20 protein-coding genes are annotated in these 18,602 nt (G+C 73.7%); 12 read left to right on the forward strand and 8 right to left on the reverse strand.

What is annotated here, in order from left to right; genetic code table 11:
- The 3 genes from VIG76_RS04740 to VIG76_RS04750 form a co-directional block, all read right to left on the reverse strand.
- A partial coding sequence (locus VIG76_RS04740; protein WP_331951591.1) for a Gfo/Idh/MocA family oxidoreductase occupies window positions 1–249 on the reverse strand: 249 nt, incomplete at its 3' end.
- 174 nt (window positions 250–423) lie between these two features.
- On the reverse strand, window positions 424–1,092 hold the full coding sequence (locus VIG76_RS04745; RefSeq protein WP_331951593.1) for a lysophospholipid acyltransferase family protein: 669 nt from the start codon (window positions 1,090–1,092) through the stop codon (window positions 424–426).
- 24 nt (window positions 1,093–1,116) lie between these two features.
- Entirely contained in the window at window positions 1,117–1,347 is a 231-nt protein-coding gene (locus VIG76_RS04750; RefSeq protein ID WP_331951595.1) for a hypothetical protein, read from the reverse strand.
- Window positions 1,348–1,543: 196 nt separating this feature from the next.
- On the opposite strand from VIG76_RS04750, the gene VIG76_RS04755 reads away from it, so the two are divergent.
- Window positions 1,544–3,220 (forward strand): FAD-binding dehydrogenase, encoded by a 1,677-nt coding sequence (locus VIG76_RS04755; protein ID WP_331951597.1) that lies wholly within the window; start codon window positions 1,544–1,546, stop codon window positions 3,218–3,220.
- Window positions 3,221–3,280: 60 nt separating this feature from the next.
- On the opposite strand, the gene VIG76_RS04760 is transcribed toward VIG76_RS04755, so the two are convergent.
- Together VIG76_RS04760 and VIG76_RS04765 are read right to left on the reverse strand one after the other, a co-directional pair.
- A complete protein-coding gene (locus VIG76_RS04760; RefSeq protein ID WP_331951599.1) occupies window positions 3,281–3,604 on the reverse strand; it encodes a YbjQ family protein in 324 nt (107 codons plus the stop codon).
- Between the two features lie 126 nt (window positions 3,605–3,730).
- Window positions 3,731–4,513 carry an isocitrate lyase/PEP mutase family protein gene (locus VIG76_RS04765; RefSeq protein ID WP_331951601.1) on the reverse strand — a complete coding sequence of 261 codons (783 nt, stop codon included), beginning with the start codon at window positions 4,511–4,513 and terminating at the stop codon, window positions 3,731–3,733.
- 72 nt (window positions 4,514–4,585) lie between these two features.
- On the opposite strand from VIG76_RS04765, the gene VIG76_RS04770 reads away from it, so the two are divergent.
- From VIG76_RS04770 to VIG76_RS04795, 6 genes are all read left to right on the forward strand, one after another.
- Window positions 4,586–5,500: an ABC transporter ATP-binding protein gene (locus tag VIG76_RS04770; RefSeq protein ID WP_331951603.1), complete on the forward strand. Its 915-nt coding sequence runs from the start codon at window positions 4,586–4,588 to the stop codon at window positions 5,498–5,500.
- Window positions 5,500–7,116: an ABC transporter permease gene (locus VIG76_RS04775; RefSeq protein WP_331951605.1), complete on the forward strand. Its 1,617-nt coding sequence runs from the start codon at window positions 5,500–5,502 to the stop codon at window positions 7,114–7,116. Before VIG76_RS04770 ends, VIG76_RS04775 begins: the two co-directional genes overlap by 1 nt.
- A complete protein-coding gene (locus tag VIG76_RS04780; protein ID WP_331951607.1) occupies window positions 7,113–7,619 on the forward strand; it encodes a GbsR/MarR family transcriptional regulator in 507 nt (168 codons plus the stop codon). Before VIG76_RS04775 ends, VIG76_RS04780 begins: the two co-directional genes overlap by 4 nt.
- A 177-nt stretch (window positions 7,620–7,796) precedes the next feature.
- Window positions 7,797–10,055: a glycoside hydrolase family 3 N-terminal domain-containing protein gene (locus tag VIG76_RS04785; RefSeq protein WP_331951609.1), complete on the forward strand. Its 2,259-nt coding sequence runs from the start codon at window positions 7,797–7,799 to the stop codon at window positions 10,053–10,055.
- Window positions 10,056–10,244: 189 nt separating this feature from the next.
- Window positions 10,245–10,676, forward strand: a complete 432-nt coding sequence (locus VIG76_RS04790) for a rhodanese-like domain-containing protein (protein ID WP_331951611.1) — start codon at window positions 10,245–10,247, stop codon at window positions 10,674–10,676.
- Window positions 10,677–10,776: 100 nt separating this feature from the next.
- Window positions 10,777–10,977: a hypothetical protein gene (locus VIG76_RS04795; protein ID WP_331951613.1), complete on the forward strand. Its 201-nt coding sequence runs from the start codon at window positions 10,777–10,779 to the stop codon at window positions 10,975–10,977.
- 186 nt (window positions 10,978–11,163) lie between these two features.
- On the opposite strand, the gene VIG76_RS04800 is transcribed toward VIG76_RS04795, so the two are convergent.
- Entirely contained in the window at window positions 11,164–12,681 is a 1,518-nt protein-coding gene (locus tag VIG76_RS04800; protein ID WP_331951615.1) for an MFS transporter, read from the reverse strand.
- A gap of 139 nt (window positions 12,682–12,820) precedes the next feature.
- Between VIG76_RS04800 and VIG76_RS04805 the strand changes: the two genes are divergently transcribed.
- The 5 genes from VIG76_RS04805 to VIG76_RS04825 all read left to right on the forward strand — a co-directional run bounded on the left by VIG76_RS04805 (window position 12,821) and on the right by VIG76_RS04825 (window position 16,718).
- A complete protein-coding gene (locus VIG76_RS04805) occupies window positions 12,821–13,453 on the forward strand; it encodes a TetR/AcrR family transcriptional regulator (RefSeq protein WP_331951617.1) in 633 nt (210 codons plus the stop codon).
- Between the two features lie 50 nt (window positions 13,454–13,503).
- Window positions 13,504–13,719 carry a hypothetical protein gene (locus VIG76_RS04810; protein ID WP_331951619.1) on the forward strand — a complete coding sequence of 72 codons (216 nt, stop codon included), beginning with the start codon at window positions 13,504–13,506 and terminating at the stop codon, window positions 13,717–13,719.
- A 135-nt stretch (window positions 13,720–13,854) separates the two neighbouring features.
- Window positions 13,855–14,772, forward strand: coding sequence for an endonuclease/exonuclease/phosphatase family protein (locus VIG76_RS04815; RefSeq protein ID WP_331951659.1), 918 nt, complete (start codon window positions 13,855–13,857; stop codon window positions 14,770–14,772).
- 19 nt (window positions 14,773–14,791) lie between these two features.
- Window positions 14,792–15,820, forward strand: a complete 1,029-nt coding sequence (locus tag VIG76_RS04820; RefSeq protein WP_331951621.1) for a zinc-dependent alcohol dehydrogenase — start codon at window positions 14,792–14,794, stop codon at window positions 15,818–15,820.
- A gap of 145 nt (window positions 15,821–15,965) precedes the next feature.
- Window positions 15,966–16,718 (forward strand): IclR family transcriptional regulator, encoded by a 753-nt coding sequence (locus VIG76_RS04825; RefSeq protein WP_331951623.1) that lies wholly within the window; start codon window positions 15,966–15,968, stop codon window positions 16,716–16,718.
- Window positions 16,719–16,733: 15 nt separating this feature from the next.
- Here the strand turns inward: VIG76_RS04825 and VIG76_RS04830 are convergent, their stop codons facing one another.
- Together VIG76_RS04830 and VIG76_RS04835 are read right to left on the reverse strand one after the other, a co-directional pair.
- Window positions 16,734–17,948, reverse strand: coding sequence for an acetyl-CoA C-acetyltransferase (locus VIG76_RS04830; protein WP_331951625.1), 1,215 nt, complete (start codon window positions 17,946–17,948; stop codon window positions 16,734–16,736).
- Complete coding sequence (locus tag VIG76_RS04835) at window positions 17,945–18,601, reverse strand: CoA transferase subunit B (protein ID WP_331951627.1); 657 nt, start codon at window positions 18,599–18,601, stop codon at window positions 17,945–17,947. The genes VIG76_RS04830 and VIG76_RS04835 overlap by 4 nt, the downstream gene beginning before the upstream one ends.
- Window position 18,602: the final 1 nt, after the last annotated feature.

An 18,602-nucleotide genomic window follows, 5' to 3' on the forward strand; every position in this document is an offset into this window, starting at 1 on the left:
GAGGTGGTTCGGCACCCCGATGCTCACGACGTCGAGGTCGTCGCGCGCGACGAGGTCCTCCCAGTCGTGGTAGAGGTTCGGCACCCCGCGGCCGGCACCGAGCTCCTCGAGCCGCGGCTGCTCCTGGCCGGCGAGAGCGACCACCTCGACGCCGGGCAGCGACGCGAACGCGTCGAGGGCGGTGGTGCCGGCGAAGCCGAGCCCGACGACGCCGACGCGGAGGGGTTCGGTTTCGGATCCAGCGGCCATGGGCACTCCTTCGAGAACAGACGCGCCACAGGTCCTCCGCGACGCGGCCGTCACGCTAACGCAGGCCCGCTGAGCGATTCCCACCGGCGACGGCGCCCGGGCGTGGGCGGGCGGCTTCAGGCGCAACGGGCGTCATCGGACGCCCGTCCCGCCCGAGCGGCCCGTCGGCTGCGGTCAGCGGCGCCCGGAGGTGGAGTAGACGTCCACGTACTCCTGGCCGCCGAGCTCCTGCAGCGCGACCATGAGGCGGTCGGTGAAGGCGCGCAGCGCGGCACCGTCGGTGAGGTCGGCGCCGGGGTCCATCGTGAGCGGCTCGCCGACGCGCATCTCGATGCGGTGCAGGCGCGGGATGAGGCTGCTGCTGCTCGCCGGCATCACCTTGTCGGTCCCGATCATCGCTACCGGCACGACCGGGGCCCCGGACAGCAGCGCGAGGCGGGCGACCCCGGTGCGGCCGCGGTGCAGCTTGCCGTCACGGCTGCGTGAGCCCTCCGGGTAGATGCCCATCACGTCGCCTCGGGTGAGGATGGCGAGGCCGGCGCGCAGGGACGCCTCCGACGCCGAGCCACCCGACCGGTCGATGGGCGTCATGCCGGTGCCGGCGAGGAACCAGCCGGCGATCCGGCCGATGCCCGGCTTCGTGAAGTATGTGCTCGCCGCGAGGAAGTGCACCCGCCGCTTGGCCAGCGCCGCGAGGGCGAACGGGTCCATGAAGGACAGGTGGTTCCCCGCGAGGATCACGGCCCCCGACCGCGGGATGTGCTCGGCCCCCGTCACGCGGGGGCGCAGCAGCAACCGCAGCAGCGGGCCCACGATCAGGAGCTTGATGCCCCAGAACAGCATCCGGCCACCGTATCGGGACGAGCGTCAGGCGGCTCCGCGCTCGGCCGACATGCGGCAGATGGGGCACAACCGCAGGAGCGTCGTGTCGTTCGCGGCGTGGCGGCCCGCGGCGTGGTCGTCGACCAGGAACTTCCAGCGGTTCGCCGCCGGCAGCAGCTCCGGATGCCCGTCCCTGTAGGCGGCGATCGCATCCATCGTCGTCAGCCCGTACCGTCGCCGACCGTCCCGCTCCGGAGTGACATCGCTGTCGATCATGGGCTCCTCCTGGACTCGCATCGTGGCGGAGGAGGGTGAGGACGGGCTGGGTCCTCACCGTTCGATTGCCGGAGCGGCATGTACGCGCACCGTGCGTTCTGCAGGATTCCGGGCGGTCCTCCGGACGGCGCGCCGTGGTTCGACCTGCAGACCGCCCGCCGTCCTGCGTGCCGCTCGGTCGTGGGATGGTGTCGGCATGGACGCGGACGTGCTCGTCGTGGGTGGGGGACTCGCGGGGCTCGTCGCGGCCGACGAGCTCGTCCGCGCCGGCCGCCGCGTGACGATCGTCGACCAGGAGAACGCGCGGAACCTCGGCGGCCAGGCGTTCTGGTCGTTCGGCGGCCTCTTCCTCGTCGACACCCCCGCCCAGCGGCGGCTCGGCGTGAAGGACTCCGTCGACCTCGCCTGGCAGGACTGGCAGGGCTCCGCGCAGTGGGACCGGCAGGACGGCCCGCATCCCGAGGACGAGTGGGGCCCGCGCTGGGGTCGCGCCTTCGTCGAGTTCGCCGCCGGCGACGCGCGCGCCTGGCTCCGCGACCGGGGCGTGCGCTTCACGCCGCTCGTCGGCTGGGCGGAGCGCGGCGATGGCCGCGCCCTCGGCCACGGCAACTCGGTGCCGCGCTTCCACATCGCGTGGGGCACCGGCACCGGGATCTCCGAGCCGTTCGCGGACCGCATCCGGGCGGCCGCCGAGGACGGGCGGATCACGCTCCGCTTCCGGCACAGGGTCGACGGGCTCGTGCTCGAGAGCGGCGCGGTCGTCGGCGTGCACGGGGTGCGCCTCGCCCCCGACGACTCGGCTCGCGGGGTGCCGTCGAACCGGGATGCCGTCGAGGACTTCGAGCTGCACGCGCAGGCGGTCGTGCTCGCCTCCGGCGGCATGGGCGCCGACCACGAGCAGGTGCGGCGGTTGTGGCCGGAGCGCCTCGGTACGCCGCCGAAGACGATGATCACCGGGGTGCCCGCCCACGTCGACGGGCGGATGCTCGACATCGCCGACGCGGCCGGCGTGCGCCTCGTCAACCGCGACCGGATGTGGCATTACACCGAGGGGCTGCAGAACTGGGACCCGATCTGGCCGGGGCACGGCATCCGCATCCTGCCCGGACCGTCGTCCATGTGGTTCGACGCCATCGGCCGCCGGTTGCCCGCACCCGGCTTCCCCGGCTCCGACACCCTGGGGACGCTGCGGCTGCTGCGCGCCGACCCGGCGATCCAGGCCTACGACCACTCCTGGTTCGTGCTGACGCAGCGGATCCTCGAGAAGGAGTTCGCGCTCTCGGGATCCGAGCAGAACCCCGACCTCACCGCCCGCGACCTCCGGCTCGTCGCCCGCACCCGCCTCGGGAAGGGTGCGACGCCGGCGGTGCGCGCGTTCGTCGAGCACGGCGCGGACTTCGTCGTCGCGGACGACCTCGACGAGCTCGTCCGGCGGATGAACGCCCTCACCGAGACGCCGCTGCTCGACCCGCGGGAGCTGGAGCGGCAGATCCGCGGCCGCGACGCGGAGCTCGCGAACCCGTTCGCGAAGGACGCGCAGATCCAGGGCATCCACAACGGGCGCCGCTTCATCGGCGAACGGGTCTGGCGGATCGCGAAGCCGCACCGCATCCTCGATCCCGCAACGGGGCCGCTGATCGCGGTGAAGCTGCACATCCTCACGCGGAAGACCCTCGGCGGCATCCAGACCGACCTCACCGGTCGCGCGCTCGACGCCGAGGGGGTGCCCATCCCTGGGCTGTACGCCGCCGGCGAGGCCGCCGGGTTCGGTGGCGGCGGCGCGCACGGCTACAACGCGCTCGAGGGCACCTTCCTCGGCGGCTGCCTCTTCACCGGCCGCACCGCCGGCCGGGCGCTCGCCGCCGCGATCTGACCGCCGCGCCTTGCGCCCTCACCGCCGCACCCTTCGGCGCGGGCGCAGAGGGCGGGGGCCTCAGGGGTTCTTGTGCGCGCGCACCGCGGTGCCGTAGGCGCAGATCTCCGTCCAGGTCTGGCCCATCTCGGACGTGTCGAACCGCATCGCGACGACCGCGTTGCCGCCCTTCGCCTCGGCCTCCTGCACCATCCGCTCGATCACCTGCGTGCGGCTGTCCACGAGCGCCTGGGTCATGCCGCTCACCTCGCCGCCGAGGAGCGACTGCAGGCTCGAGCCGAACGTGGCGACGAGGTTCCGCGACCGCACGGTCAGCCCGAACACCTCGCCGAGCACCTCGTCGATGGTCCAGCCGGGGAGCTCGTTCGTCGTCGCGATCAGCACGGATCGGACGATAGCGGCCCGCCGGCTCGTGCGATCCGCAGGACGCGGAACGATCTGCAGGACCGCGTACGGCGGGTCGTCCTGCGCATCGCCCCGGATCCTGCGGATCGCACCGCGCGGGACAGGTCAGTTGAGCGAGGGGGTGTCGTCGGGGATCACGCCGTCGCCGTACAGGTCGCCGGCGAGGTCGCGCAGCGCCCGCAGGGCCACCCGCTGGGGGAGCGGGCCGTACGAGATCCGGGCGACACCGAGCGCCTCGTACTCGGCGGCGGGCAGCGCGCGGGGCAGCCCGATCACCGAGATCCGTCCCCATCCGATGCCGGCGACGAGCCGCTCCACGTGCTCGCGACGGATCGCCCCCGGCACGAACACGAGCGCGGCGCCCTCGTCGAGATACGCCTTCCCCCGCTCGATCGCCTGCGTGATCCGCTCGTCCACGGGTCGGGCGTCGCGGCCGATCATCGCGTCGGTCCGTGCGTTCAGCTGGAAGGCGATGCCCTCCTGCTCCGCCGCGCGGATGATGGCGCGCACGCGGGCCGCGGCATCGGCCAGCGGCCGCATCCGGTCCTCGACGTTCGCGCCGACGATCCCGACGCCGATGGCGCGGCGGATCGTCTCGCCGGGCTCGTCGTAGCCGTCGTCCAGGTCCGCGGTGACCGGCAGGTCGACGGCTTCGGCGATGGTGCGGGCGCCGGTGAGCGCGAGCTCGAGCGGCATCCCACCGTCGGGGTAGCCGAAGGAGGCGGCGATGGAGTGGCCGGCGGTCGCGATCGCCCTCGTGCCCGGCAGATCGGCCACGACCTTGGCGCTGATCGCGTCCCAGACGTTCACCAGCCGGAGGATCTCGGGCGCCTCGTAGAGGGCCTTCAGCTGGAGGGCGCGGTCGGCGGTGGAAGTCCCGGATGCCATGGGTGGAGCCTAGAAGCGGACCTCGTCCTTCGCGGCGTTCACAAATGTGTGAACGAGGAGTACCGTCCGGGCATGACTCCGGTGATCGAGGCCTCCGGCCTCACGAAGCGCTACGGGCGGGTCATCGCGCTCGACCGGCTCGACCTCCAGGTGCGTCCGGGAGAGGTGCACGGCTACCTGGGCCCGAACGGCGCCGGGAAGTCGACCACGATCCGCATCCTGCTCGGCCTCGCGAGGGCGACGAGCGGGACGGTGCGGGTGCTCGACGGCGACCCCTGGCGCGACGCCGCGCGGCTGCACCGGCGGATCGCGTCCGTCCCCGGCGACGTCGCGCTCTGGCCCGCGCTGTCCGGCGGCGAGACGATCGACCTGCTCGTGCGGCTCCGGGGCGGTGACCTCCGCAGCGCCGAGTACCGGCATCGCCGCGCCGAGCTGATCGAGGCGTTCCGGTTCGATCCGTCGAGGCGGGCGCGCAGCTACTCCAAGGGCAACCGGCAGAAGGTCGCGCTCATCGCCGCCCTCGCCCATCCGGCCGATCTCTGCGTCTTCGACGAGCCCACCAGCGGGCTCGACCCGCTCATGGAGGCCGTCTTCACCCGCGAGGTCGGCGCGCTCGCGGCGCGGGGCTCGACCGTGCTGCTCTCGTCGCACATCCTGAGCGAGGTCGAGCGGCTCTGCGACCGGATCTCCATCCTCCGGGCGGGCCGCATCGTGGAGACCGGCACGCTCGACGAGCTGCGGCACCTCACCAGGACGGCCGTGTCGTTCGAGCGCGGGCAGCTCACCGAATCGATGCTCGCCGGGATCCCGGGCGTCCACGATCTCGCGATCGCGGAAGGGCGGGTCTCGCTGACCCTCGCCTCGGATGCGGTCGCCGCCGCGCTGCCCGCGCTCGGCGCCCTCGAGGTGACCGGGCTGCAGGTGGCGCCGCCCAGCCTCGAGGACCTCTTCCTCCGCCACTACGGCGACGAGCCGGTGAGCGCCTGATGCTGCTCGCGCTGCTGCGCTTCCGGCTGCGCCGCGACCGGCTGCAGCTCGTCGTGTGGGCCCTCTCGCTCGCGGCGCTCCTCGCGATCACCGCCTCGGCGATGACCACCACCTACCCCGCGGTCGCCGACCGGGTCGGGGTGCTGCGCGTCGCGCTCGTGACGCCCGCCCTGCTCGTGCTCCGCGGCACGCCGCAGGGCGCGAGCCTCGGCGACATCACGGTGTTCGAGATCGCGACCTTCCAGGCCCTCCTCGTGGGGCTGATGAGCACCTTCCTCGTCGTCCGCAACAGCCGTGCCGAGGAGGACCACGGCACCGCCGAGGCCCTCGCGGCGACCGCGGCCGGCCGGGCGCTGCCCACGATCGCGACGCTGCTCGAGGGCGTCGTGGCGAACGTGCTCGCCGCCGCGGTGAGTGCGCTCGCGCTCATCGCCGGGGGGCTGCCCGTCGCCGGATCCGTCGTCTTCGGCGCCGCGCTCGGTGCCGCCGGCTGCGCCTTCGTGGGGCTCGGGCTGCTGGTCGCCCAGGTCGCGCCGACGGGCAGGTCGGCCAACGGCTGGTGCACCGCCCTGGTGCTCGGGGCATATGCCCTGCGCGGCATCGGCGATGCGACCGGCACCCCGCATCCGCAGGACGCGACGCTCACGCCCGGCTGGGAGAGCGTGCTCAGCCCGATCGGCTGGGTGCAGTCCGTTCGGCCGTACGCCGCCGACGACCTGCGGCCGGCCCTCCTCGCGCTCGTGGTCGGCGCGCTCGCCGCGGCGGCGGCCCTCGCCGTGCAGCGGGTGCGAGACCTCGGCGAGGGGCTCGTGCCCGAGCGCCGCGGCCGGGCGGAGGCCTCGGGAGCGCTCGCCGGACCGATCGGCCTCGCAGCCCGGCTGCAGCGCGGCAGCGTGATCGCCTGGGGGATCGGCGCGGTGCTGCTCGGCGCCCTCGGCGGCGACCTGGCCACCCTCGTGCTCGGGCAGCTGGGGAGCACGCCCGGCGTGACGGACGCGATGCGCCGGCTGGCCGGCCCCGGCAGCGGCATCCTCGACGGGTTCATCGTCGTGATCGGCGCGTTCGTCGGCATCCTCGCGGCGGCGATCGCCGTGCAGGGCGCGATGCGGCTGCGGCAGGAGGAGGTCTCGGGCGGCGCGGACGCCGTGCTCTCGGGGGGCGTGAGCCGCGTGCGCTGGTTCCTCTCGATCGTGCTCGTCGCTGCGCTCGGTGCAGCCGCCGCCCTGGTGCTGGCCGGGCTCGCGGCGGCCGCCGCCGCGCTCGCGGTCCGTCCGGACGGAAGCGCGGGGACGTTCGGAGCGTGGTTCGGCACCATCGTCTGGCAGCTGCCGGCGGTGCTCGTGCTGCTCGCGATCGTCGCGCTCGTCTTCGCGGTCGCGCCGCGCGCATCGATCCCCGTCGGCTGGCTCGTGCTCGCCGCCGCCGCGTTCCTCGGTGAGTTCGCCGCCCTGCTCGACCTGCCGCAGTGGATCCGCGACCTGGCCCCGTTCTCGCACTCGCCGGCGGTCGCCCTGGCCGATCCGTCGTTCGCCGGCGCGTGGTGGATGACGGCGCTCGCGGTCGCGATCACCGCGCTCGCCTGCGTGCTCGTGCGGCGCCGGGACGTCGCCGCATGAGCGACGAGACGCCGGCGGCGCCGCTGCAGCCCTTCGCCGAGCGGCTCGCGGCCGTGTTCGTCGCCGCGGGCTTCCCGCGCATGCCCGCCCGCGTGCTCATCACCCTGACGACCGCGGCGGAAGGGGGCCTGACGGCGGACGCGCTGCGCGGACGGCTCGGCGTGAGCGCCGCGGCGATCTCCGGCGCCATCCGCTACCTCGAGGTCGTCGGGATGGTGCGCCGGCTGCCGCACCAGCGGTCCCGGCGGGAGGTGTACGAGGTGCTGGAGGGCAGCGGCTGGTACACCGCCTCCCTCCGGGCGACCGCCGTCTACGACGCGATCGGCGCCATCGTGCCCGACGGCGTCGCGGCGGCCCGCGAGGCGGGCGCCGCGGACGTGGCCGACCGCCTGGATGAGATGGGCCGCTTCTTCGCCTTCATCCGCACCCGGCTGCCGGCGCTGATCGAGGAGTGGGAGGCCGTCCGCGACACGCCAGAGTCTGCGCGGGCGGCGGCCGACTAGCCCCGACCCGCGCGCGAACGAGCACTTCGGCAGGCTGCCCGCACTTCAGCAGGCCCCTGGTGAACGAGGGGCCGCTCAAGTGCTCGACGGAGGGGGTTGGGGCGCACCGGATCCCGCTCCGGGCGTGGACGACTAGCGTCGAGCCGCGGCGTCGCGCCGCGAGGACGGAGGACGCGGATGTCGGGCAGCAGCACGTCGCACACGGACGTCACGGCGCGGGCGGAGGAGCTGCTCGCCGCGATGACCCCCGCCGAGAAGGCGGGCCAGCTGACCCAGTACTTCTTCTTCTCCCTGCCGGAGGGCGAGGCCGTCGACCCGGCCCTCGGCCTCGATATCCAGGAGCAGCCCCGCGAGGTCGACGCTGCGCTCGGCCGCGGCGAGGTCGGCTCGCTGCTGTTCATGACCGATCCCGCCCGGATCAACCAGCTCCAGCGCCGCGCGATCGAGGGCAACCGGCACGGCATCCCGCTGCTGTTCGGCTTCGACGTCATCCACGGGCTGCGCACGATCCTCCCCGTCCCGATCGCGCTCGCCGCCTCGTGGGACCCCGCCACCATCGAGCGCGGCCAGGCGGTCGCGGCTCGCGAGGCCCGCTCCGTCGGCATCCGCTGGACGTTCGCGCCGATGGTCGACATCGCCCGCGACCCCCGCTGGGGACGGATGATCGAGGGCGCGGGGGAGGACCCGTACCTCGGTGCCGCCGTGGCCGCCGCGCAGGTGCGTGGGTTCCAGGGCGATGCGCTCGGCGCCGCGGAGCACATCATGGCCGGCCCCAAGCACTTCGCGGGCTACGGCTACGCCATCGGCGGCCGGGACTACGACGAGGTGAACCTCGCCGACGCGGAGCTCTTCAACGTCGTGCTGCCGCCGTTCGAGGCGGCGATCCGGGCGGGCGCCGGCAACGTGATGACCGCGTACATGGACCTGAACGGCATCCCCGCCACGGCCAGCCACTGGCTCTTCACCGACGTGCTGCGGACGACCTGGGGCTTCGACGGCTTCGTCGTCAGCGACGCGAACGCCGTGCGGAACCTCACCACCCACGGCTTCGCGCCGGACCTCCCCGCCGCCGGCGCCCGGGCGCTCGCCGCCGGCACCGACATGGAGATGGTGATCACCGACCCCGCGTTCGCGCACCTGCCCGAGGCGCTCGAGTCCGGCCTCGCCGGCTCGGCCGACCTCGACGCGGCGGTGCTGCGGGTGCTCGAGGCGAAGATCCGCCTCGGCCTCTTCGACGACCCGTACGTGGACGAGGATCGCGCCCACGAGGTGCTCGCCGACCCGCAGCACCGCGAGGTCGCCCGCGTGGCCGCCGAGCGCAGCGCGGTGCTGCTGAAGAACGAGGACGACCTGTTGCCGCTCGACGCCGCGGCCCTCGACTCGATCGCGGTCATCGGGCCGCTCGCCGCGTCGAAGCGCGACACCCTCGGCCCCTGGGTCTTCGACTTCGACCTGGACGAGACGGTCACGGTGCTGGACGGCATCCGCGGCGCCGCGGGCGACGGCGTGCGCGTCGAGTACGCGCAGGGCGTGCCGGTGGTGCAGCGCACCTTCCCGTCGATGTTCGACATGTTCGGCGGCAACCGCCCCGAGGACCCGGAGGGGTTCGATCCCGACGCCGCGTTCGCGGAGGCGGTGCGCACGGCCACGGATGCGGACGTCGCGGTCGTCGTGGTCGGGGAGTGGCAGAACATGATCGGCGAGGCGGCCTCACGCTCCTCTCTCGACCTGCCGGGCCGCCAGCTCGAGCTGCTGGAGGCGGTGGTCGCCACCGGCACCCCGACGGTCGTGCTCGTGATGAACGGCCGTCCGCTGGACCTCCGCTGGGCGGCCGAGCACGCGCCGGCGATCCTCGACGTCTGGTACCCCGGAACCCGGGGCGGCGAGGCGGTGGCGAACCTGCTCTTCGGGACCACGTCCCCAGGCGGCAAGCTGCCCTTCTCCTGGCCGCGCACGGTCGGGCAGGTGCCGATGATCTACGCCCACACCCGCTCGCACGAGCCGGAGAACCAGCAGCGCCGCTACTGGGATGAGGCGAGCACGCCCCTGTTCCCGTTCGGGCACGGTCTCAGCTACGGGCGGTTCGAGTACGGCGCCGCAACCGTCGAGCCCGCATCCGTGCCGCTCGACGGCACCGTGACCGTGGCCGTCGAGGTGACGAACACGGGCGACCGGACCGCGGATGAGGTGGTGCAGCTCTACCTGCACCAGCGCCACGGCACCGCGTCCCGGCCGGTCCGCGAGCTGAAGGGCTTCCAGCGCGTCACGGTGGAGGCGGGGGCCTCGACCCGGGTCGAGTTCGAGGTCGGTCCCGACGAGCGTCGCTACTGGAACGCCGCAGTGCGCGACCACGTGCTCGACGCATCCGCGTTCGACGTCTTCGTCGGCGGCGACTCGATCGCGCCGCAGGTCGGCTCGTTCGAGGTCACCGCCTGAAGCACGGGAGTTGCCACTCGTGGTGACTTCTTGGCCGGAGAAGTCGCCACGAGTGGCAACCGGCTCGTCTGGTGGCGCGGGGGTTGCCACTGGTGGTGACTTCCGGGCGCGGGAAGTCGCCACGAGTGGCAATCCGTGCACCGAGCCGGGGGATGTGCGGACCGGTCGGCGGTGCGGTTCGATGGGGCGGTGACCACGCTCTCCGCGGCCGACTTCTTCGCCGCCAAGCTCGACTACGAGACCGACCCGGCCGACCTCGCCGACGCCAGGAAGGGCGGCGCCGGTCCGCTCGTGATCGACGTGCGGTCGGAGCCGAGCTGGCGGCAGGGCCGCATCCCCGGCGCCGTGCACCTGCCGCGGGCGGAGCTGGAGGCGCGGATCGGCGAGCTCGCGCCCGACCTGGACGCCGAGATCGTCGTCTACTGCTGGGGTCCGGGCTGCAACGCGAGCACGAAGGCGGCGCTCACCCTGGCGACGCTCGGCTACCGGCGGGTCCGCGAGCTGATCGGCGGGTTCGAGTACTGGGCGCGCGAGGGCCTCGCCGTCGTCACGGACGCCGGCCGCAGCCGCCGCGAGCCCGACCCGCTGGCCGCGCCCGTGCCCGAGGCCGAGACGGCCTGAGGGCCGCGCGCGCCGTCCGGGTCTCAGGCCGCTGATCGACTCCCGCGAGGCCGCTCGCAGCGTGCGGGAGCATCCTTTGTACAAGTGCAAAGGAGTGGTGATGGCTGGGATGCGATACCTGGATGCGGTGCTGATCGAGCGGGCGGGCGACACGGACGGGGCCGAGGTCAGGGTGCCGCTCCGCGACGACCAGGACGACGCGCCGGCCACGCTCGTCGATCCGCTGCCCGGCCACCAGGGCGGCTGGACGCGCGAGACCGACCGGCACGAGCGACCGGCGCGGTACCTCCGCGTCGGCTGACGGCGCCTCGTCCGAGCATGCAGACGCCGCTGGGCGGTCGACCCCCCGATCGACCGCCCAGCGACGTTTCTGCAAAGACCGGCAACTCGAGCTTCAGCCCCCCAGCGTCAGCGAGGATCCCGGTGCTGAAAGGCTATGTGGAGGTCGCACCCCCGCCGCGACCCCAGTTGGCGGGGTGCCGCCGGCTCAGTGCGCCAGCACCGGCTCTGCGCTGACCTGCGGCGAGGCCACCGCATCCGTCCGTGGTGCGGGCGTCCGGCGCCGGAACATGATGGCCGCCAGCAGCGCGCCGAACACGAAGAGCGCCGCGTCGAGCCAGTAGGCGATCGCGTACCCGTGCACCGCCGCGTCGGCGACCACGGCCTTGCCCTCGGCGAGGTGGTTCGCCGCGAACGTCGCCGCGGTGGTCGCCGCGAGGGTGTTGAGCAGCGCCGTCCCGATGGATCCGCCGACCTGCTGGCTCGTGTTCACGAGCGCCGACGCGACGCCGGCGGAGCTCCGGTCCACCCCGAGGGTCGCCGACTGCATCGAGCCCGGCATGACGGTGCCCATGCCGAGGCCCATCACGATCAGGGCCGGGAGCAGGGCGCCGGCGTAGGAGCTGTGCACGTCCAGCCGGGTGAAGAGCACCATCGCCGACGCGACGAGCAGCATCCCGATCGGCACGAGCACCTTCGGCCCGAAGCGGGGCAGCAGCACGTTCGTGCCGATCTGCGCCGCGAGCACGAGGCCGCCGATCATCGGCAGGAACGCGAGGCCGGTCTGGATGGGCGTGTAGCCGAGCGTGGACTGCGTGTAGTAGGTCACGAACAGGAAGATCGCGAACATGCCGGCGCCCGCGATCAGCACCGAGGCGAACGCCGCGCCGCGGTTGCGGTCGAGCAGCACGCCGAGCGGCAGGAGCGGATGCGCCGTGCGGCGCTGCCACGCGAAGAACGCGACGAGCAGCACTGCCGCGACGATGATCGGGCCCCAGGTCCAGCCGGAGCCCCAGCTGTCGGTCTCCGCGTTGGAGAAGCCGAACACGACGCCGAACAGCGCCGCGGAGATCAGCACGGTGCCCAGCACGTCGAGCCGAGGGCGCGGGCCTTCGTGGCGCATCGCGGGCAGGAGGGTGATCGCGCCGATCACCGCGGCGATCGCGATGACGACGTTGATGTAGAGGCTCCACCGCCAGTCGAGGTCCTGGGTCAGCACGCCGCCGAGCAGCAGGCCGATGGCGCCGCCGGCGCCCGCGATGGCGCCGAAGACGCCGAACGCGCGTGCACGCTCCTTCGGCACGATGAAGGTCGTGGTGAGCACCGCGAGCGCGGTCGGCGCGAGCAGCGCACCGAACGCGCCCTGCGTCGCACGCGCGGCGACGAGCATCCCGAAGCTCGTGGCCGCGCCGCCGAACGCGGACGCCGCGGCGAAGCCGATGAGCCCGAGGACGAACGTCCGCTTGCGGCCGATGAGGTCGGAGAGCCGGCCGCCCAGCAGCAGCAGGCTGCCGAACGCGAGCGAGTAGGCGGTCACGATCCACTGGCGCTCGCCGTTGGAGAAGCCGAGGTCGTGCTGGGCGGACGGGAGCGCGATGTTCACGACGGTGTTGTCCAGCACGACCATCAGCTGGGCGAGCCCGACGACCACGAGGGTGAGCCAGCGCCGGGACGAGGGGGCTGCGAGGGGGGCGGCGCCCGATGGCGCCGTGCGGATCTCGGTCATGGGAGGAGACTCTATACGAAACGAAACCGTTCCGGATCAAGTTCGTTCCGAATCCACATCGTTCCGGATCGCGCCGGTACCGCAATCGTTCGTCTGCGCGTTACACTCTGGAAACACGGACGAGGAAGGAGCGGGTGCGATGACGCAGACCGACTTCGCCCCGACCCTGCCGGACGAGTCCGGCCGCCCCGGCCGCAAGCGCGACCACACCCGCGATCCGGAGATCCTCCAGGCGGCGCTCGAGGTGCTGTCCGAGACCGGCTACGACCGCATGACGGTCGACATGGTCGCGGCCCGCGCCAAGGCGGGCAAGGCCACGCTCTACCGCCGCTGGCCCTCGAAGGCCGAGCTCATCACCGACGCGGTCGCCTGCCTGCACTCCGGGCCGGCGCTCGCGGAGCTGCCCGACACCGGCACCCTCCGCGGCGACCTCGTCGCCATGGTCTCCCAGCGCACTGTCGCGGACGGCGAGCGCAAGCTCCAGGTCCTGCTCGGCCTCGCCTCCGTGCTGGTGCGCTCGCCCGAGCTCGCCGACTCGATCCGCGCCAGCTTCCTCGAGCCGAGGGCGGCCGTCACCGAGTCGCTGCTCCGCCGGGCCGCCGAGCGCGGGGAGATCCGCTCCGACATCGACTTCCGCCTGCTGGCGAAGGTGAGCTCGTCGATGGTCATCTCGCGGGCGCTCCTCGACCACAAGCCGATCGACCGGGCGTTCCTCCTGTCGGTCATCGACGAGGTCGTCCTCCCGGCCGTGGGCCTGCGCGCCGCCGGCTGATCGTTCCCTGCGCGACCGTCGCGCATCGGTCGTTCGTCGTCGTCCTGGTCGTGCTCCTGCTGCTCCGCCGGGGGCAGGTGGCGCCGAAGGTGAACGCGAGCATGGTCGAGCGGCTCCGGAAGGACGCGCGCAACGACGAGATCGCGACGCGTGAGCGCGAGGCGGAGGCGTTGCGGACCCGTGCCGACGCGGATCGGGCGAAGGCCGACGAGCTCGACCCGAACATCGACACCGCGAACGCCTGTGGGGCGCGTCGCCGGGACTGAACGAGAAGACGCCGGCTCGGGAGCGGGGGGAAGCGCTCGCCGGCCGGCGTCTGTCACGACAGGGGTATCTGGTTGGGTACCGTCACGTCCGTCGGGGATACCGTCCGTGCCGTCTTCGTGCTCCGAAGCGGGGGTGTGCTCCGGTCCGCGGCTGGTGAACCGCCTGATGAGAACACTAGGACAGAACGATCTGTCTGTCCTCTCCCCTCTTCGGGTGTCGCGGCTCCGAACACCGGGAATGAGCGGCCTTCGACGTATGCTCGGCGATCCGGGCCCATCGTCGGATTCGGGCCGTCGGTCCGCTCGAGCAGCAGAAAGGGGTGCACCCTGACCGGGTTCACCGCGATCACCTACAACCTCTGGCACGGCCTCGGGGAGCGCGATCTCGACGACCTCGTCGACGAGCACCGCCCCGACCTGCTGCACCTGCAGGAGGCCGCACCGGGCCTGCCGACCCGCATCGGCGCGCTCCAGCGCGTCGCCATGTCGTCGGGTGGCGGGTACGGTGTCGCGCTCTTCGTGCGGCAGGACCGCTTCCGGGTGGAGGCGGCGGCGGCGCTGCACGTGCCGCGCTCGATCCACGACCGGCTGATGCGCACCACGTCCGAGCGGCTGGGCGCGGCGCGCATCCTCGACGAGGAGAGCGGCGCCCGCCTCGTCGTGGGCTCGCTGCACGCGACGCCCCTCACGGACCCGAACGCCGTCCGCCGGGTGCAGATCGATGCCGCGCTGCGCGCGCTCGGCGACCTCGGGCCGCAGCTCCCGGTGTTCCTCGCCGGCGACCTCAACTACCCGCACCTCACCCGCCTGCTCGACCGCCACGTGCGGCGGGCGGGCTGGACGGTCGCCCGCAGCGCGGTCGGCACCTACATCGGCCGCGGACCGGTCTGGGGCGCCTTCGACGTGGCGCTCTCGCGAGGGCTCGCGGTCGAGCGGGCCACGACGCTGCCCGCGGGGTCGTCGGATCACCGGCCGGTCCTGTTCGAGGGCCGACTGGAGTCCGTGGACGTCCGTGCGCGGGAGACCGCCGCATCCGGCCACGTGGCCGACTGACCAGGGTGCCGATCTCCGGGTGAGGGCGTTCGTCATCACTGCGCCCGGCGAGGCGCAGGTGCGGGATGTGCCGGAGCCCGTCGCGGCGCCCGGCGAGGTGGTCGTCGACGTGTGCCGTGCCGGTGTCTGCGGCACCGACGTCGAGTTCTTCACGGGCGGGATGGCCTACCTCCATGACGGCCAGGCGGCCTTCCCCATGCGGATCGGGCACGAGTGGATGGGCGTGGTCTCCGCCGTGGGGGACGGCGTCGACCGCGGGTGGGTCGGCCGTCGGGTCACCGGCGACACCATGCTCGGCTGCGGCGTCTGCGCCCGCTGTCGGAGCGGGCGGCACCACGTCTGCGCGAACCGGTCGGAGATCGGCGTCCGGGCGGGGCGCCCGGGGGCCCTCGCGGACCGGGTCGCCGTGCCGGCCTGGGCGCTCCACGCGCTGCCCGACGCGGTGGACGACGTGCTCGGGGCGCTGGTCGAGCCCGGCGGCAACGCGCTGCGCGCCGTCCGCGGCGCCGACCTGCACGAGGGCGACCGGGCCCTGGTGATCGGCCCGGGGACCATCGGGCTGCTCGCTGCGATGTTCGCCCGCGCCGCGGGCGCCGAGGTGCACCTGCTGGGGATCGATCCCGGCTCCCTCGCGTTCGCTCGCTCGCTCGGCTTCGCCGGCGCCTGGCGCAGGGACGAGCTGCCCGACCTGCCGTGGGACGGAGTGATCGACGCGTCCACCGCACCCGCCATGCCCGCGACGGCCCTCGAGCTCGTCGAACCGGGGAGGCGAGTCGTCTACATCGGCATCGCCGGCACCCCGAGCACGGTGGACGCCCGCGCCTTCGCGTTGAAGGACGTCACCGCCGTCGGTGTGCTCGGCGCATCCGCGGGTCTCGACGGCGCGATCGAGGCCTACGCGAGCGGCTCGGTCGATCCGCGCGTCCTCGTTGGTGCGACCGTGCCGCTGGAGGGCGTCGCGTCGGTGCTCGCCGGTGAGCGGCCGGCGGGCGTCGGGCCCGGGCCGAAGCTGCACGTCCAGATCGCCGAGGAGCCGACCGGCCGCTGAGCGCTGGGGTCCGCACCGACCGTCTGCTGTCCGCACGGACAACTGAGGCCGCTGCAGCAGCAACAGTCGTCCGTGCGGACAGCACTCGTGGGTGGCGTCGCCCCGGACGTCGGCCGCGGGATACTCGGGCTGATCGGAGGGCGCGTTGGGCGAGCAGGACGTCGCGGGACGGACCGTCCTCGGCCGTGCGCTCGCGCTGCTCGGCGCATTCGAGCGCGCGCCGGACCGCCGCCAGACGCTCACCGAGCTCGCGGCCACGACCGGTCTGCCGCTCACCACCGTGCACCGGCTCTGCGCGGAGCTCACCCGGCAGGGCGTGCTCGAACGCGGCGCGGACGGCCGGTTCGGGGTGGGCCTCAAGCTCTGGGAGCTCGGGATGCTGGCACCGCGCGCCCACGGCCTGCGGGAGGCGGCCCTGCCGTTCCTCGAGGACCTCTACGAGGTGACGCACGAGAACGTGCAGCTCGTCGTGCTCGACGGCACGGAGGCGGTGGTCGTCGAACGGCTGCGCGCCCGCAACGCGGTCCGGCTGGTCAGCCGCGCGGGCGGTCGCCTGCCGATCCACGCCACGAGCGGCGGCCTCGTGCTCCTCGCGCATGCGGGGGAGGACGCGGTGCGCGCCGTCGTGGCGGCCGGGCTGCCGCCCTACTCGCCCTCGACGATCACGACCGAGGAGGCCATCCGCGCCGCGCTCGCGCTCGCCCGCCGGCAGGGCTGGCTGGAGCTCCGGGACCACCTCACCGTCGGATCCACCTCGCTCGCGGCCCCGGTGATCGTCAAGGGCCGCGGGGCCGTCGCGGCGGTCTCCGTCGTCGGTGCCGCGGGGGACGACCCCGTCCGGCTCCTGCCGGCGCTGCTCACCACCGCCCGCGGCATCGCCCGGGCACTCGCGACCTGAGCGGACCCGCTCGGCTCACACCCGTTCGAAGATCGCGGCCAGGCCCTGGCCGCCACCGATGCACATCGTCTCGAGGGCGAGCCGCCCGTCGAGGTCCACGAGCTCGTGCGCGAGGGTCGCGAGCATGCGCACGCCGGTCGCGCCGAGCGGATGCCCGATGGAGATGCCGCTGCCGCGCGGGTTCAGCCGTGGGTCCTCGCCGTCGAGGCTCCACTCGTCGACGCAGGCGAGCACCTGCACGGCGAAGGCCTCGTTCAGCTCGATGACGTCGAGGTCGGCGAAGGTGAGGCCGGCGCGGGCGAGCGCCTTCCGCGCCGCCGGGACCGGGCCGATGCCGAACCGCTGCGGCTCGACGCCCGCGACCGCCCAGGTCACGAGCCGGACCATCGGGGTGAGGCCGAGCTCGGCGGCGCGCTCCGGCGTGGTGACGATCGTCGCAGCCGCGGCGTCGTTCTGGCCGGATGCGTTGCCGGCCGTCACGGTCGACGTCGGATCCTTCTTCCCGAGCGCCGGCCGCAGGGCGGCCAGGGCCTCGAGCGAGGTGTCGGCGCGGGGGTGCTCGTCCCGCTCGACGAGCGTCGTGCCCTTCCGGCCCGGCACCTCGACGGGCACGATCTCCGCGTCGAAGGCGCCCGACTGCTGGGCGGCCACCGCCCGCTGATGCGACTGCAGCGCGTACGCGTCCTGCCGCTCGCGGCCGATGCCGTACTCGCGGCGCAGCACCTCCGCGCTGCCGATGTTGCCGTCCGGAGTGATGTGCAGCTCGCCCCCCGCCCGCTCGCGACCCCGGCTGAGGGCGTCGTGCAGCCGCAGCCCGCCGGTGGGCAGCCCGCGGCGGCCCTCCTCGGTGTAGTACGGAGCGTTGCTCATCGACTCGACGCCGCCGGCGATCACGAGGTCGGAGACGCCGGTCTGCACCTGCATCGCGGCGTTGACGACCGCCTGGAGGCCGGCGCCGCAGCGCCGATCGAGCTGGTACCCCGTCGCCGTGACCGGCAGCCCGGCGTCGAGCGCCGCGACGCGGCCGATCGGGGCCGCCTCCATCGTCGGGTAGCACTGGCCGAAGATGACGTCGTCGACCGCGTCGCCGGGCAGCCCGGTGCGCTCGAGGAGCGCCTTGACCACGTGCGCGGCGAGCCGCTCCGCCGACAGGGTCGCCAGGGCGCCGCCGTAGCGGCCCACCGGGGTGCGCAGCGGGGCGCAGAGGACCGCGTCGCGCAGCTCGGTCATGAGCCGATCGCGGCGAGGGAGCCGGCGACACCGAAGTCGCATCCGGTCGCCGTCCGGATGGTCTCGACGGTCTCGCCGGGCGCGAGCTCGAGCAGCAGCAGCCCGTCGTCGGTGACGTCGAACACGGCGCGGTCGGTGATGATCCGGTCGACGCAGCCGCGTCCGGTCAGCGGCAGCGTGCACTCGGAGAGGATCTTGTGCTCACCGGACTTCGCGACGTGCTCCATCAGCACGATCACCCGCTGGGCACCGGCCACGAGGTCCATCGCGCCGCCCATGCCCTTGATGAGCTTGCCCGGGATCGCCCAGTTGGCGATGTCGCCGCGTTCCGACACCTGCATCGCGCCGAGCACCGCGGTGGTGACGCGACCCCCGCGGATCATGCCGAAGCTCGCCGCCGAGTCGAAGAAGGCGGCGCCCGGCAGGACCGTGACCGTCTCCTTGCCCGCGTTGATGAGCTTCGGGTCCTCCTCGCCGGCCCACGGGTACGGGCCGACGCCGAGTATGCCGTTCTCGGAATGCAGCACGATCGACCGGCCGTCGGGCACGAAGTTCGGGATGAGCGTCGGCAGCCCGATGCCGAGGTTCACGTACGAGCCGTCCTCGAGCTCCTGCGCGGCGCGCGCGGCCATCTGGTCCCTGGTGAGCGGCATG

The sequence above is a fragment of the Amnibacterium sp. genome (assembly GCF_036559085.1).
Taxonomy (GTDB): Bacteria; Actinomycetota; Actinomycetes; order Actinomycetales; family Microbacteriaceae; genus Amnibacterium.

Bases quoted from the DNA above. Each gene is read 5' to 3' on its own strand.
- VIG76_RS04745 (WP_331951593.1), bottom strand. From the start codon at position 1,092: ATGCTGTTCTGGGGCATCAAGCTCCTGATCGTGGGCCCGCTGCTGCGG.
- VIG76_RS04750 (WP_331951595.1), bottom strand. From the start codon at position 1,347: ATGATCGACAGCGATGTCACTCCGGAGCGGGACGGTCGGCGACGGTAC.
- VIG76_RS04755 (WP_331951597.1), top strand. From the start codon at position 1,544: ATGGACGCGGACGTGCTCGTCGTGGGTGGGGGACTCGCGGGGCTCGTC.
- VIG76_RS04765 (WP_331951601.1), bottom strand. From the start codon at position 4,513: ATGGCATCCGGGACTTCCACCGCCGACCGCGCCCTCCAGCTGAAGGCC.
- VIG76_RS04770 (WP_331951603.1), top strand. From the start codon at position 4,586: ATGACTCCGGTGATCGAGGCCTCCGGCCTCACGAAGCGCTACGGGCGG.
- VIG76_RS04775 (WP_331951605.1), top strand. From the start codon at position 5,500: ATGCTGCTCGCGCTGCTGCGCTTCCGGCTGCGCCGCGACCGGCTGCAG.
- VIG76_RS04780 (WP_331951607.1), top strand. From the start codon at position 7,113: ATGAGCGACGAGACGCCGGCGGCGCCGCTGCAGCCCTTCGCCGAGCGG.
- VIG76_RS04785 (WP_331951609.1), top strand. From the start codon at position 7,797: ATGTCGGGCAGCAGCACGTCGCACACGGACGTCACGGCGCGGGCGGAG.
- VIG76_RS04795 (WP_331951613.1), top strand. From the start codon at position 10,777: ATGGCTGGGATGCGATACCTGGATGCGGTGCTGATCGAGCGGGCGGGC.
- VIG76_RS04800 (WP_331951615.1), bottom strand. From the start codon at position 12,681: ATGACCGAGATCCGCACGGCGCCATCGGGCGCCGCCCCCCTCGCAGCC.
- VIG76_RS04805 (WP_331951617.1), top strand. From the start codon at position 12,821: ATGACGCAGACCGACTTCGCCCCGACCCTGCCGGACGAGTCCGGCCGC.
- VIG76_RS04830 (WP_331951625.1), bottom strand. From the start codon at position 17,948: ATGACCGAGCTGCGCGACGCGGTCCTCTGCGCCCCGCTGCGCACCCCG.
- VIG76_RS04835 (WP_331951627.1), bottom strand. From the start codon at position 18,601: ATGCCGCTCACCAGGGACCAGATGGCCGCGCGCGCCGCGCAGGAGCTC.